Origin of the sequence: Fictibacillus tiangongensis, from assembly GCF_048083785.1 — a bacterium.
Taxonomy (GTDB): Bacteria; Bacillota; Bacilli; order Bacillales; family Fictibacillaceae; genus Fictibacillus.
This window is the reverse complement of sequence record NZ_CP182294.1, coordinates 1,598,598-1,613,180: the sequence shown is the minus strand read 5'-3', so window position 1 is coordinate 1,613,180 and position 14,583 is coordinate 1,598,598. Positions and strand designations below refer to the sequence as shown.

The 14,583-nt window shown below is 39.5% G+C and carries 12 protein-coding genes; 2 read left to right on the top strand and 10 right to left on the bottom strand.

What is annotated here, in order from left to right:
* Window positions 1-20: 20 nt before the first annotated feature.
* The 7 genes from ACNJYY_RS08815 to cyoE all read right to left on the bottom strand — a co-directional run bounded on the left by ACNJYY_RS08815 (window position 21) and on the right by cyoE (window position 7,007).
* Window positions 21-743, bottom strand: coding sequence for a nucleotidyltransferase domain-containing protein (locus tag ACNJYY_RS08815; RefSeq protein WP_416731423.1), 723 nt, complete (start codon window positions 741-743; stop codon window positions 21-23).
* A gap of 239 nt (window positions 744-982) precedes the next feature.
* The gene (locus ACNJYY_RS08810; protein ID WP_416731422.1) at window positions 983-1,855 is read right to left on the bottom strand and encodes a cytochrome c oxidase assembly protein; all 873 of its coding nucleotides are present in this window, start codon (window positions 1,853-1,855) and stop codon (window positions 983-985) included.
* 135 nt (window positions 1,856-1,990) lie between these two features.
* The gene (locus ACNJYY_RS08805) at window positions 1,991-2,335 is read right to left on the bottom strand and encodes a cytochrome C oxidase subunit IV family protein (protein ID WP_066393364.1); all 345 of its coding nucleotides are present in this window, start codon (window positions 2,333-2,335) and stop codon (window positions 1,991-1,993) included.
* Window positions 2,336-2,339: 4 nt separating this feature from the next.
* On the bottom strand, window positions 2,340-2,960 hold the full coding sequence (locus ACNJYY_RS08800) for a cytochrome c oxidase subunit 3 (protein ID WP_144700988.1): 621 nt from the start codon (window positions 2,958-2,960) through the stop codon (window positions 2,340-2,342).
* The gene (ctaD, locus tag ACNJYY_RS08795; protein ID WP_318243561.1) at window positions 2,960-4,804 is read right to left on the bottom strand and encodes a cytochrome c oxidase subunit I; all 1,845 of its coding nucleotides are present in this window, start codon (window positions 4,802-4,804) and stop codon (window positions 2,960-2,962) included. Before ctaD ends, ACNJYY_RS08800 begins: the two co-directional genes overlap by 1 nt.
* Before the next feature lie 31 nt (window positions 4,805-4,835).
* Window positions 4,836-5,855, bottom strand: a complete 1,020-nt coding sequence (gene coxB / locus ACNJYY_RS08790) for a cytochrome c oxidase subunit II (protein WP_191755277.1) — start codon at window positions 5,853-5,855, stop codon at window positions 4,836-4,838.
* Window positions 5,856-6,113: 258 nt separating this feature from the next.
* Window positions 6,114-7,007: a heme o synthase gene (gene cyoE, locus ACNJYY_RS08785; RefSeq protein ID WP_066399927.1), complete on the bottom strand. Its 894-nt coding sequence runs from the start codon at window positions 7,005-7,007 to the stop codon at window positions 6,114-6,116.
* Window positions 7,008-7,385: 378 nt separating this feature from the next.
* Between cyoE and ACNJYY_RS08780 the strand changes: the two genes are divergently transcribed.
* On the top strand, window positions 7,386-8,273 hold the full coding sequence (locus ACNJYY_RS08780; RefSeq protein WP_416731421.1) for a COX15/CtaA family protein: 888 nt from the start codon (window positions 7,386-7,388) through the stop codon (window positions 8,271-8,273).
* A 468-nt stretch (window positions 8,274-8,741) separates the two neighbouring features.
* On the opposite strand, the gene pyc is transcribed toward ACNJYY_RS08780, so the two are convergent.
* The 3 genes from pyc to ACNJYY_RS08765 form a co-directional block, all read right to left on the bottom strand.
* On the bottom strand, window positions 8,742-12,185 hold the full coding sequence (gene pyc / locus ACNJYY_RS08775; protein ID WP_416731420.1) for a pyruvate carboxylase: 3,444 nt from the start codon (window positions 12,183-12,185) through the stop codon (window positions 8,742-8,744).
* A gap of 22 nt (window positions 12,186-12,207) precedes the next feature.
* Window positions 12,208-13,374: a putative lipid II flippase FtsW gene (gene ftsW / locus ACNJYY_RS08770; protein ID WP_416731419.1), complete on the bottom strand. Its 1,167-nt coding sequence runs from the start codon at window positions 13,372-13,374 to the stop codon at window positions 12,208-12,210.
* 278 nt (window positions 13,375-13,652) lie between these two features.
* Window positions 13,653-13,922 (bottom strand): YlaN family protein, encoded by a 270-nt coding sequence (locus ACNJYY_RS08765; protein WP_370568668.1) that lies wholly within the window; start codon window positions 13,920-13,922, stop codon window positions 13,653-13,655.
* Window positions 13,923-14,065: 143 nt separating this feature from the next.
* On the opposite strand from ACNJYY_RS08765, the gene ACNJYY_RS08760 reads away from it, so the two are divergent.
* Window positions 14,066-14,569 carry a peptidyl-prolyl cis-trans isomerase gene (locus ACNJYY_RS08760; RefSeq protein ID WP_416731418.1) on the top strand — a complete coding sequence of 168 codons (504 nt, stop codon included), beginning with the start codon at window positions 14,066-14,068 and terminating at the stop codon, window positions 14,567-14,569.
* Window positions 14,570-14,583 lie beyond the last annotated feature (14 nt).

The window sequence follows — 14,583 nt, the reverse complement described above, 5'->3', positions numbered from 1 at the left end:
CCCTCGATGAGGGGTTTTTCTTATTCAGCAGCTCTTTCTGGTGACTGAGAGGAATACCCTTCAAATAGCCTGCCACCATATGGAGCGATAACTTCGTCAACAAATTCAATAACTTTTGATTTTATACGATTGGAATAATAATCATTAAATACTAAAGCGAACTGTTCTGCAAACGGTTCATTGTATTCTTTCAAAGCACGAAGAATCCATTTTCCTTCTCCGATCCAGTGTCCATTAACACGTAACACAAATTCATGTGTTCGATCAGCGAGTTTTGAAACGATAAATAAATCTTCTAAAACATTCGTTGACCCTTCCAAATCGTTTAATAGATCGGTTAAGAAATATCGTGCTTGCTCGATCTCAATTGTTTTCCATGGCGTTGGCCCTGCTTTTAATAGCTGCAAAGCTTCATTCTTTATTCGAGAAGCCTGGCCAGTATCTTGAAGAATAATACCTTCAGCACACATTTGAGGGAGAGAGGGTCTTGCTCTGTCGATATTTTGTTTAAAAAAACGTTTGTAAGTAAACATGTTGTGAACAAAAACCTCGATCGGCCAGTCATACTCTGTAAGTGATTCTCGATATGACTCACTTACAGAACTATCTATGATGATTATATCTAAATCAGAGCTCTCTGTTTCTTCGCCCCTAACAACACTGCCAGCCAGATAGGCTACATCACAGTTTGGATAACGAGACTCTATAAATTTTTTAGCGGCTTGTCTGGCACTGATTCTCATGATTTTTTCTTTCCTTTCTACTCGGCTTTACTTTATATTTCGACACCAACGAGCAATTTCTTTTTTTTGTTGTGATTTTATTGGTCTCTATTAGGAATTTTTTTTGCTCATATAAGTGGTAGATTCATGGTTTTAGATGCTTCGCTTTTTTGAAAAAGCTTGAGAAGAGATATTCTCTAGATGCATGTGGTTTGCAATCATACAGATTCACACAAAAAAAATAACCCGCAAGATGCCGGTTACTTTAATTCAGGTTTCAATTGGTTATTTTGTCTTTTTATTAACTCTAGGTCAGCTTTATCACGCAGACGTTCTTTTTTAACCCATCGCGTAAAGATCAATCCTAGTACGAATGCATAGATAACCTCTTGGAAGATTTTCATCGTAACTCCACCTACGTGCTGATCTTCTTTAGGCGTCATCGTTTCATACAATTGAGGTACGTTTCTGTACGTTTCATAAAGCTGGAAGTCTGCAAACATGATTAACGCACATGCTGGAGTCATTAAAACACCATTTGCAAACACATATCCGATCTTCTTGATATCTGACAATGTATCAAGCTCTTTAACCGGACAAAGAACCGGCCACCACATCGTATAAGCTGTAATTAACAACAAGGCATGATACCCATAATGAATGAAAGGGTTTGAAACCGCGGCATCAAACACTAACGGAATATGATACAAAGAAAATACAGCATTAAAGATTAGCAGCGCAAGCAACGGCTTCGTGAGGAAATGAAAAATACGTGTGAAAATTGTTCTCTTACTTAACCAATTTTTCCATTTCACTTCAGGAATCGCAAGTATCATAAGTGGTGCGATCATTAAATAAAGAACGGCCATCTGTACCATATGAACACTGAATAAATAATTGTGTCCTAAAACCTGAACAGGCGTTCCTTTTATAATAATCATTAACAAAAGTGAAGCGATCATAGAAGTTTGCTGCCATCTTGTCGCTAGCTTCTTACCTTGTTTATCTCGCGCAAAAAATCGAAAGTAAACGAACGCAAGAATAATGGCTAAAACATATATAGAAGGCGGAAAAAGCTCGTACCAGTTATAATCACTCAAACTAGTATGATGAACATGGTGATTATGATGCATGAATGTCATCTCCTTTATAAAAGTACCCATAAACACTATATCAATCATAGTTGGTACTTGTACGGAATAATAGTGACAATTCGTAATATTGTAACAAATAAAAAGGGCTGCATACAAGATGCAGCCCTTCCTTGATTACGATGTCCAAATAAGTCCCATTAAGGAAGCTACTGTAATAGCTGCAACCAATATACCACTTGCCATACCCCAGATTGGGAAGTCATGTCCTTTGTGGCTTAAGTGCATCCAAACATATAGCTGGAAGAATACTTGAACAACTGCCAATGTGAGGATAAACAAAACAGCAAATGAATCACTAATCTTGTCGCTCCAGATCGCAAAAAATGCAACGATCGTTAAAAGAATCATCATGACAAAAGAAACGTTATGATGCTTACGCTCCTCTTTCAAGGCAAGCTTACGCTGAATCTCTTCGTGACGATGAACGGTAGTTTCAGGGTTTTGTGTGTGATTAGCCATGAGTTTAGCCTACCTTTCCCATTAGATAAACAACGGTAAAAATGAATACCCATACAACATCGACAAAGTGCCAATATAGAGCAAACAAATAATACTTTGGAGCATTAGATAATGTAATCCCTCTGTTCCAGTTTCTAGCTAACAACGTTGTGATCCATAGAATTCCAAACAATACGTGGGCTCCGTGGAAACCTACTAACGTATAGAAAGCTGAACCAAACGCAGAACTTGTAAACGTATGTCCTTCATGAACATAATGTATGAACTCATAAATCTCAAGACCTAAGAATCCAAGACCTAATAATAACGTTACGAGGAACCAGCCTTGTAATGAACGTACCTTGTTCTGCTTTAAAGAAAGTACTGCGTACACACTCGTAAGTGAGCTAGTTAGTAGCAGCATTGTAGCTAGGAATACTAATGGCAGTGAGAATAGTTCTGCCCCAGAAGGGCCGTCTAAATGCATATTTCTAAGACCAAGATATGTCCCGAAAAGTGTTGCAAACAAAACCGTTTCTCCACCAAGGAATAACCAGAATCCTAAAAATTTATTCTTACCTTCAAGGGTAGCTTTTTCAGGATGTGCAGGGAAATTCGCATCTGTTAAACGTTCTCCAGCATTCATTAAGCTCTACCCCCTTTAATGTCTGCTTCAACTTCTTCTTTATGAATATGATACCCATGATCATCAATAATAGAACGTAGGAACATGGTGATCAATACTAGCCCTAATCCAGCTCCTGCTACGTACCAGTTCGAATAGATAAAACCAAAGCCTGAAATGAACATGCCTAGAGATAAAATGAACGGAAGAATCGACCCATTTGGCATATGAATTTCTCCTACAGGTTCTGCAGGTGTCATTTCTCCGTTACCAGCTGTTTTCTCAACATACAATGCATCAAGTCCACGAACGAGTGGTGTTTGAGCGAAGTTGTATTCTGGTGTTGGAACCGGCATAGACCATTCTAGTGTACGTCCATCCCATGGGTCTTTTGTTGTTGCATATTTAGATGATGCAGAAATGATGATGTTGATTAAAAGAACAACAGTTCCTGCACCCATAAGAATCGCACCGATCGTACTTACAAAGTTTGCTCCGTCAAGTTCTTGGCCAGACATATATGTATAAACACGTCTAGGCATCCCCATTAGTCCTAACCAGTGCTGAGGGAAGAACGTTAAATGGAAACCAATAAAGAACAACCAGAAGTTCCACTTTCCAAGTGTTTCATTCAAAACGCGGTTAAACATTCTCGGGTACCAATAGTATAGACCTGAGAATAATCCTAAAATCAAACCACCAACGATAACATAGTGGAAGTGAGCTACTACGAAATAACTGTCATGATACTGATAGTCAGCAGCAGGTACAGATAGCATAACACCCGTTACTCCACCCATTACGAAAGTTGGTACGAATCCAACTGCAAAAAGCATAGCTGTCGAGAAACGAATCTGTCCGCCCCACATTGTGAAGATCCAGTTAAAGATCTTAACACCAGTCGGAATCGCGATCGCCATTGTTGCTACAGCGAAGATTGAGTTAGCTACAGGTCCTAAACCAACAGTAAACATGTGGTGAACCCAAACCATGAATCCTAAGAATCCGATCAGTACAGTCGCAAAAACCATTGCGCTGTAACCGAACAAACGCTTATTAGAAAATGTAGAAATTACTTCAGAGATAATACCGAATGCTGGAAGAATTAAGATATATACTTCCGGGTGACCAAAGATCCAGAAAATATGTTCCCAGATTAATATGTTACCACCCATATCTGGATTAAAGAAATTAGCATCAAATACACGTTCGAACATTAGTAAGAAGAATCCTACTGTAAGTGCAGGGAATGCGAAAAGAATAAGTCCAGATGTAACAAATGAAGCCCATGTGAACAATGGCATACGCATGAATGTCATACCAGGTGCACGCATGTTAATAATCGTTACAAGGAAGTTAATACCACCTGCAAGAGTACCTGCTCCGGCAATCTGAAGACCGAGTACATAGAAATCAACACCCGTATCTTCTGCTACCGTTGATAAAGGTGCATAAGCTGTCCATCCAGCTTCAGGAGCACCACCTAAGAACCAACTTAAGTTCAAAAGTACTCCCCCGAAGAAGAATAACCAGAATCCGACTGCGTTTACATAAGGAAACGCCACGTCACGAGCGCCTAACTGTAAAGGAACGATCGCATTCATGAAACCAAAGATGATCGGCATGGCTGCCAAGAAGATCATCGTTGTTCCATGCATTGTTAACAATTGATTATAAAGTTCACCAGTGAAAATCTTGCTGTCTGGTTCCATAAGTTGAATACGCATTAAAACTGCTTCAAGTCCTCCGATTAAGAAGAAGAAGCCACCAGCCAAAAGATACAGAATACCGATCTTTTTATGGTCAACGGTAGTGAGCCAATCCATTAACCCACTTCTCTTTTTGTGACTTTCGTGAGTTGCCACGGTGTAACCTCCTTTTTTGCAATGCTTAAGACTATTTCAATTTAAGACCTAACAAGTAATCTGAAACAGCATCAATTTCCTCATCAGAAAGATTTACTTTAGGCATGTTGTTGCCTGGTTTAACTTCTTGAGGGTCCTTGATCCACTTTTTCAGATTTTCTTTATCATGTTCTAAGATACCTGCTACACGGTCTTTATCCCCAAAACCAGTTAAGCTAGGTCCTGTGTTCCCGCCGTTTTGTCCAACAGCGTGACAAGATAAACAGTTCTTTTCAAAGACTTGTTGTCCATCAGCATTAGCAGAAGATTTGTCGTCAGCCGCTTTATACCCCGCAACCCAGTTCTTGTAGTCTTCTTTAGAAACAACTCTTACTTTAAAGTCCATTAAAGCATGGGATGCACCACAAAGTTCAGCACATTTCCCTTTGTACACTACGTCTGTCTTACTTCCCGTATCAAACCACATGTAGTTCTTGTTTTTATCACCAGGGTTTGTATCGGTCTTACCTGCTAGTGAAGGAATCCAGAAAGAGTGAATAACATCAGCAGATGATAATTCAACGTGAACTTTCGTATCTGCCGGAAGAACCAATTCTTGAGAAGTGATTAATTCTTCTTTCGGATATTCAAACTCCCACCAATATTGGTGTCCAGTAACCTTGATGCTTAACTCGTTCTTTGAAGCTGGTTTAGCATCTGCAGAGAATTCAAACGTTCTCATTACAGTTGGTACAGCTAAGATGATAAGCAAAAGAATCGGAATAACTGTCCATAATAGTTCAAGCATGTGGTTACCTTCCACTTGCTTAGGTGTAGAATTGTCACCTTTTTTCTTTCTAAACTTTAATAATACGAATGCATAAAGAACGAAAACTACCACCAGTACCAGAATCATAATACTAATAGAGATCAGCATCAGCTGGAACTGTTTGTCAGCAACTTCACCTTGCGGAATTAAAGCTGATAGAGTCGGATCTCCGCACCCCATCAAAAGAAGAGCCAACATGGCAAATAAGGAAAGAAAACGCCCTTTTTGTAGCCATTTTTTCATCACTACATATACCCCACTTTCTCGTTGTAGTCTGTTTTGACTGAATGTTCTATCTATTCAATTCAAATAAAGAGGTTATTTGAATGGAAATAGCAAAAAAATAAATCTTACGTGTTACAAGTTTTGTTTATAAAACTAGGAGTTTCACTCTTATGAGTGCTTACTAACGATAAGCCTTCATCTATACTTTTTAATGAAAGCCCTTTTATGTAAAGGCGATTATAGGAACAGCACAATCGCGCTGTTCCAGTATAAAATCTATATGTTCACTAAGATCATAGCAACAAACATAATGGTCATATAATTCAACGAATATACGAACATCATACGAGCCCACTTCATGTCATCCTTTGTCTTGAGCCCTGATAATGCTAGAATCAGCCAACCTGTTCCTAACACAGCAGCCAGTATCAAGTAGACGATACCAAATTCGAACAGGTAAAGAGACACAGGAAGTAATGCGGCTACATACCAGATCATCTGGCGTTTCGTTAATGCGAAACCGGATACAACAGGAAGCATTGGAATACCAGCTTTTCTATAATCTTCACATCGTTTCATCGCAAGCGCTAAAAAGTGTGGTGGTTGCCATAAAAACATGATTAAGAATAAGATCCATGCAACCCAATGAAGGTTTGCATCTACAGCCGCCCAACCGATTAATGGCGGTACCGCTCCAGATATACCTCCGACTACCGTATTAATAGAATGCGTTCGTTTGAGCCACATCGTGTAAACGACAACATATACAAACAGTCCAATCAATCCCATTACCGCTGCCGTTAATGTTGTCATGGCAAGCATAACTGTTCCGATTGCGGAAAGAATAATACCTACCCAAAGAACTTGATTCGCACTGATCCTGCCTGTAACTGTCGGCCGCTCAATCGTACGTTCCATCAGCTGGTCAATATCTCTATCAATATAGTTATTTAAGCAGCAGCCACCTGCAATAACTAATGCTGCACCTAAAATACAAAGAACTAAATCACCAATCTTGTCGGAAAATAAAAGATTGTTATATTTTAAAGCTAGAAAGAATCCAGCAAATGTCGTAATCAGGTTACTCATAACGATCCCGAGCTTCGCGATGGTCAAAAAATCTTTCCAGGTGCCTGTAGGATTCGCTTCAGATAGAGGTCCAGGTTCCATTACTTTGTTAGCAACTTCATATGCAGTTGGAGTTTTGCTCAACAGATACACCTCCTTTTAGAGTAAAATGTTCCAATTCTTGCTTTTGCTGTTATTTAAGCCCTCATTCATTCTATATGGGCTTGACTCTAAAATCAACGGTAAAAAAATGTCTTCATCTGTTCACAATATGTAAAGTAGAACGTTTTACCTATATGATAGGATAGTGATATATAAAGAAAATGTCCTTTAACATTATAAAACAAATCAAGTGCTTTGTATACTTCGACTAATATAGACACTATCTTATATTATCTGTACGATGCGGGTGTCTGTATTACTTGTTGAAAATATTACAAATTTGTGAACGGTTATTGGACAAAAAAGCAGGTGAATGAATTGAAAAGATTTTATCAGATTTATTCTATTATTACTTCGTTAGGTATGTTACTCGTCTTGCTTATGGGAGCTGTTGTAACAAAAACAGGCTCAGGTGACGGATGCGGTAACTCATGGCCTCTCTGTTATGGAGAAATCTTGCCTACTGCACCTAAACTAGAAACGATTATTGAAGTGAGTCACCGTTTTGTATCAGCGTGGCTCGGCCTTCTCGTAATCATACTCGCGATTTGGGCTTGGAGACGAGATCCACATAGAAAAGAAATAAAGATTTTGGCTGGATCAGCTGTATTCTTTATTATCCTTCAAGGTCTTCTAGGAGCCGCTGCCGTTATTTGGAGTCAATCTTCGGCTGTTCTTGCATCCCATTTCGGATTTTCGCTCGTTTCGTTCGCAAGTGTTCTTTTGATAGCGATTCTTTCTTTTGAAGATCCTAACCGTCCTTTTATCGCGAAAGTTTCGCCAGCATTTAAAAAGAACATCTATTGGTTATTCGCATATCTGTATGCTGTTGTATACACAGGTGCACTTGTAAGACATACTGGCTCGAGCATGGGGTGTGGTCCTGAGTTCCCTCTTTGCAATGGAACCATATTCGCAACGATTGGATCTCAAGCAAGCATACATCTCTTGCATCGTATCGCTGCTATCGTATTGTTTATTTGGATCGTTTATGCATGGTATCACGCTCGAAAATACTATAGCGATCAAAAAGTAGTAACAAAAGGATTTCAGTTCGCTCTATTATTTGTTATTCTTCAAGGTGTATCTGGAGCACTGATCGTTTATTCCAACTTAAACTTATTCGTAGCCCTTGGTCATGGATTGATCATTTCCTTCTTGTTTGGAACGCTGAGTTACTTAGCGTTAATCGTATATCGAAAGTAAATCAAAAAAAACCAAGGTGCAGTTTTGCACCTTGGTTTTTTATTTCGCTGTTTTCTAAATGATTGTTGCTTTGAACTCCTTGTCACCTTTGAAAATTGATTGGAGTCAAAGGTGCGTGCCTACCACATGAGATACTCCTTGCAAGGCATGCGACGAGGAAGCTTACTACGAAGCATCACTTGTAGACGCAGGAGCAAGGAACTTCTTAAGGCGGGCAGTTTGAAAAGTGGAAGTGGCTCGTTCAGCCCCGACAAGCAAAAGTTGAATGGGCTATGAAGGCGCAATTTGCTCATCACAGACCGTTTAACTTTTGACCTCGAGGGGCTAGCCACTGCAACTAGACGGTGAGACACTTAAGAGTGAAACGTACGAATGTGGCTCACGGCCAGCCCCGTGGAAAGCGAGCAGCCTGTAACGGAAATCTACACTTCCAAGAGCAACAAATTTTACGAAAACAGCTTTTTATTTTCACTTAATTAACTCTATTAAAAGATCGCCAGCAGCGATTCCTTCCCCGTTTTGAACAGAGATCTCTTTAACGGTTCCATCAAAAGGAGCTTGAACGGTAGTTTCCATCTTCATGGCCTCAGTAATCATCAGATGATCACCTTTTTTAACCTTTTCTCCTTTTTCAACTAAAACCTTGATCACCGTTCCTGGCATACTCGCACCAATTTGAGCAGGGTTCGAAGGATCTACTTTTTGTTTTGCTGATACGGTTACTTTTGCACTCTCATCGATTACTACGATTTCACGCGATTGACCATTAAGTTCAAAGTAAAGAACGCGTGACCCATCATTCTGTGCTTCACCGATTGAAACGAGCTTCACGATTAAAGTCTTACCTTGTTCAATCTCGACTTCAATCTCTTCTCCAAGTTTCATTCCGTAGAAGAACGTTGGGGTATCAAGAACTGAAATATCACCAAATTGTGAATACATCTTCTCCCGATCCAAGAATACTTTCGGATATAACGCATACGCCAAAACATCAAAACTTGTAACTTGGCGATTAATCTTATGGAATAACGTTTCTTTGATGTCATTAAAGTCAGCCGCTTCTAAAAGCTCTCCCGGCCTCACTGACAGAGGTTCTCTACCTTTTAATACGATGCGCTGCAGTTCCCTAGGAAAACCTTCATACGGCTGCCCTAGGTACCCTTGAAAGAATTCTACTACAGAGTCTGGGAAATCCAAGGATTCTCCTCGATCATATACATCATCTTCTGTTAAATTGTTCTGAACCATATAGAGAGCCATATCACCGACAACTTTTGATGATGGAGTAACTTTAACAACATCGCCAAACATATCATTCACTCTACGATACATCTGTTTCACTTCATCCCAGCGGTCTCCAAGACCAACTGCTTTTGCTTGCTGCTGTAGATTACTAAACTGCCCGCCTGGCATCTCATGCTCATATACTTCCGGGTCTGGTGCAGCCGAATTACTTTCAAAACCTGAATAGTATTTTCTAATATCTTCCCAATAAGAAGATAAGTCTTTAACATGATCAATGTTCAAATCTGGTTGTCTTTCATTTCCTGCTAATGCGTAATATAGTGAGTTTGCACTCGGCTGAGATGTCTGTCCGGCCATTGAACTTACAGCAACATCTACGATATCAACACCTGCTTCAGCCGCTTTAGCGTAAGTATAGATACCGTTTCCGCTCGTATCATGCGTATGAAGATGGATCGGAATATCAACCGCTTCTTTTAGCGCTGATACAAGGTCATAAGCAGCTTGAGGTTTTAAAAGCCCAGCCATATCTTTAATAGCTAGAATATGTGCCCCTTCTGCTTCAAGCTCTTTTGCGAGATTCACATAATATTTCAAATCATATTTCGTGCGGTTCGGATCTAAAATATCTCCTGTATAGCAGATTGCAGCTTCCGCGATCTTTCCTGTTTCTCGAACAGCCCTGATCGCAACTTTCATGCCTTCTACCCAGTTTAAGCTATCAAAGATTCGGAATACATCGATTCCTGCCATTGCTGACTTTTTAACAAACTCCTCAACAACATTATCTGGATAGTTTTTGTATCCTACCGCGTTAGAAGCTCTAAGCAGCATTTGGAACAAGACGTTCGGAGCTTTTTCTCTCAGTTTAATTAATCGATCCCATGGATCTTCATTTAAGAAACGATAAGAAACATCAAATGTTGCTCCACCCCACATCTCGAGTGAGAACATCTCTGGCCATAACCTTGCAGTCGGCTCAGCAATATGAAGAAGGTCATTCGTACGAACACGAGTCGCCAACAAGGATTGGTGACCGTCACGGAACGTAGTATCCGTAAGTAATAGTTTCTTTTGATCCTTTATCCAGCGAGCCACTGCCTCCGGCCCTTCAGCGTCTAACAATTGCTTCGTTCCATTAGGAATCGATTCTGTTTGCTTTATTTTTGGAATACGAGGTTTAGCAAAATTAGGTTTCCCCTGCTTGGCGAGTCCCGGAAATCCATTGATGGTAGTCGCACCAATATAAGAAAGCATCTTTGTTCCTCTATCTTTACGCTTTGGAAAAACAAAGAGCTCACTGCTTGTATCAATGAAAGAAGTATCATAATCACCTGACAAAAACTTTTGGTGTGTGACTACATTCTCAAGGAAAGCTATGTTTGTTTTGATACCACGAATACGAAACTCTTTTAAGTTTCTTAACATTTTAGAAGCGGCTTGCTCATACGATAATGCCCACGTAGACACTTTTACGAGTAAAGAATCATAGAAAGGCGTAATAATAGCGCCTTGGAATCCATTACCAGCATCTAATCGGACACCAAATCCTCCACCAGAACGATAAGCCATGATCTTACCTGTATCAGGCATGAACTGATTAGAAGGATCTTCTGTTGTTACACGTGATTGAATCGCATAACCATGGCAATAAATATCTTCTTGTTTTGGAATACCAATTTCTTTTCCGTGTAACGGGTATCCTTCAGCGATTAGAATTTGCGATTGAACGATATCGATCCCAGTGACCATCTCCGTAATCGTGTGTTCAACCTGAACGCGCGGATTTACTTCTATGAAATAAAATTTGCCGTCTGGCGTTACTAGATACTCAACGGTACCTGCATTGATATATCCTACATGCTCCATCAAAGATACAGCAGATTCGCAAATATCATGACGAAGCTCATCAGATAGAGAAACACTTGGTGCTACTTCAACGACCTTCTGATGTCTTCTTTGGACTGAACAGTCACGCTCATACAGATGCACTAAATTGCCTTCATGATCTCCAAGGATCTGTACTTCAATATGTTTTGGGTTCTCTACGAATTTTTCAACATATACTTCATCTTTGCCGAACGCGGCTTTTGCTTCTGATTTGGCACGGTCGTAACTTTCTGCCAAAGAGTTTTCACTTCTGACGATACGCATTCCTCGTCCACCGCCACCCATAGAAGCTTTGATGATGATCGGAAAACCATTGCTCAAAGCAAAGTCTCTCACTTCAGAAAGACTATTAACTGGTCCATCACTCCCTGGAATTACCGGGATGTTAGCATCAATAGCCGTTTGTCTAGCTTTGACTTTATCTCCGAAAACATCGAGGTGTTTTTGATTTGGACCAATAAAAATGATTCCTTCTTCATGACAACGCTCTGCAAATTCTTTGTTTTCCGACAAAAAACCGTATCCTGGATGAACTGCGTCAACACCATTCGTTTTAGCGATTTCAATAATGCCTTCGATATCAAGATAAGCATCGATCGGTTTCTTACCTTCACCTACAAGATAGGCTTCATCTGCTTTATAACGATGATAAGATCCCGTATCTTCTTTTGAATAAATAGCTACTGTTCGTATATCTAGTTCGGTACAAGCTCTGAAAATTCGAATTGCAATTTCTCCTCGGTTTGCTACTAAGACTTTGCTGATTTTTCTACTCATACAAGTTCCTCTCCTTTTACCGTTACATGATAGCTTTTATCTTTCTGTTTACTTCGGGCTTTCTATCAGGCACTTTTTTGTTCAGATTTACTTTTGCAGAAATATTTATGAGAATCCCCATTGATGTTAGAAACAACAGAAGGGATGAGCCCCCGTACGAAATAAATGGCAACGGAACACCTGTAATAGGTAATAAGCCTACTGCCGCACCTAGATTGACCACTGTTTGAATACCTATCATTCCAGCGATACCAAAAGCTAATAAACTTGAATATGTATCATTACTCTGCATGCCAATATAAAATCCTTTTAAAACGATATACCCTAACAAAGCGATGATTGAAAATACTCCGATAAAACCAAGCTCTTCTGCGATGATGGCAATGATAAAATCAGTATGCGGTTCTGGAAGGAATCCATATTTCTGAATACTCTCACCTAGACCTGATCCTGTCATTCCACCTGCAGCGATTGAGATATATCCATTCACGAGCTGATATCCGTCGCCCGCAGGATCTTTAAAGGGCGCAAAAGCTGCATCAAAACGGGAAAGCTGCTCAGGTGTTAAACGAAGGAATATACCTAATCCTACGATACCCGCTAAAGCCGCCATTGAAAAAATATGTTTGAATTTTATTCCGGAGCAAAACAGAATCACTCCAGCAACACCCGAAACGATAATGCCTGTCCCTAAGTCTGGCTGCCTTAAAATCAACAGAAACATGATAGCAAAAATCGTTAGTGGCGGGATGACTCCTTTTTTGAAATCTTGCATCTTTCCTTGTTTCTTTGAATAGATCGCAGCCAAATAGATTGCTAGGGTCAGCTTGATAAATTCAGCAGGCTGAATACCGATCGGACCTATGTATAACCAGCTTTTCGCATTGTTTACTTCTCGTCCGAACAATAAAACAAATATCAATATTAGAATTGAGAAGACGACGATAGGCATCATTAGCTTCTTATAGATTTGAACATTGAACCTCATGGTAAAATACATGAGTCCAAGCCCAACTAGCAGAAAGACAAGTTGTCTTGTAAAGAAAAAGCTGCTGCTGTAATCGTATTTATTGATCGTTACCCCTATACTCGCGCTGTAGATCATGACTAATCCAACACTGCACAATAATAGTACGGCTACTATCAACGAATAGTCATAGGGTCTTACTGCTTTTTTCACGTTGTTCACCTTTCTCCTCTCTTGTGAAGTCTTGAAACTGCATCTTTATAATTATTAGATATTGTAACACATAAACCTTTTTTATTTATCATACAACTCTACAGCTTCAGCTTCTTATACTATTTCGAAGGATGTGTCGGCTTTTTGATGAACATTCTCTCATTATTGAGAATGTCACTCCGGAAATGCGGAACTTATACTAGAGATCAACTTTCACAAGAACATGCAAACAAATGTATGTATATAAAAAAATCCAGTCCAATTTACATTCTCGGACTGGGTGTCGATCATTTTTTCATTGATGCATCGTGCAAAGCAGTTAACTGCTTTTCAAGTGATTCTAATAACTTTTTACCTGCCTCTTCTTCGACCAGGTTTAAACGGACTGCAAAATCTATTTCACGGGATAAACCAAACATTTGCGTATCCAATACTTCCTCATAGAGGGGACATTGTGGCATTGTTAAGTTTTCCATTTGAACTTCAATTAGTTTCAGGATTTTGTCTGCATCTGCTTTTAATAGTTCAAATGCCCTTTCCCGATGTCCAGTTGCCATCTCAGCTGACAATGATCATCCCTCCGTTCGACACGATTTCTACCTTTAAATATAAAGGTTTGCATAAAAAAAATCAACATATTACAGTATTCTTATAATCGTGCTATGCTTTTCATAGCGTTTTCAAATTCAAGGAGGTTTATATGGAATTCATCGTTGCATTAAACGGAAAAGTAAACTATCCCCTTACATTAGATCCAGGTGTATGGATTTTTGATGATAGAAAAGAGGATTTACACACATTATTCGATTTAGATAAATCGAAGGAAAACGAGCAAGAAAAATACTTAAAAGAAGTATCTGCACACTGGGACCGCGAATTACAGGAAGGCGCTGTTCCCCCTTCAGAACAAAAGAAACAAAGCACAAAGAGCACTTTGAAAGAAACACTGTTAACAAGTTCATTCGCCATTTCTTTATCTTATTTTATCTATAACGCACAACCGCACCCTGACGCTGAAAAAGTTAGGATAGAGTCAGGGGACGGCAGCGTTGAAATCACACTTGAGGAAGCTCAAAACGGCTATTTCGCCTTTTCAAATAATGGGAAACCGCTTAAAGAAGACGGCCCTGTTCATTTTTATTTTGGTGATGGGCGTAACAAAGAAAATCCGATCAAATACATTACAGCCGTAACTATTCTTTAATTGAAAATACAGAC

Coding starts and splice junctions, on each gene's coding strand:
- ACNJYY_RS08815 (WP_416731423.1), bottom strand. CDS start 743: ATGAGAATCAGTGCCAGACAAGCCGCTAAAAAATTTATAGAGTCTCGT.
- ACNJYY_RS08810 (WP_416731422.1), bottom strand. CDS start 1,855: ATGCATCATAATCACCATGTTCATCATACTAGTTTGAGTGATTATAAC.
- ACNJYY_RS08805 (WP_066393364.1), bottom strand. CDS start 2,335: ATGGCTAATCACACACAAAACCCTGAAACTACCGTTCATCGTCACGAA.
- ACNJYY_RS08800 (WP_144700988.1), bottom strand. CDS start 2,960: ATGAATGCTGGAGAACGTTTAACAGATGCGAATTTCCCTGCACATCCT.
- coxB (WP_191755277.1), bottom strand. CDS start 5,855: ATGAAAAAATGGCTACAAAAAGGGCGTTTTCTTTCCTTATTTGCCATG.
- cyoE (WP_066399927.1), bottom strand. CDS start 7,007: ATGGAACCTGGACCTCTATCTGAAGCGAATCCTACAGGCACCTGGAAA.
- pyc (WP_416731420.1), bottom strand. CDS start 12,185: ATGAGTAGAAAAATCAGCAAAGTCTTAGTAGCAAACCGAGGAGAAATT.
- ACNJYY_RS08765 (WP_370568668.1), bottom strand. CDS start 13,922: ATGGCAACTGGACATCGGGAAAGGGCATTTGAACTATTAAAAGCAGAT.
- ACNJYY_RS08760 (WP_416731418.1), top strand. CDS start 14,066: ATGGAATTCATCGTTGCATTAAACGGAAAAGTAAACTATCCCCTTACA.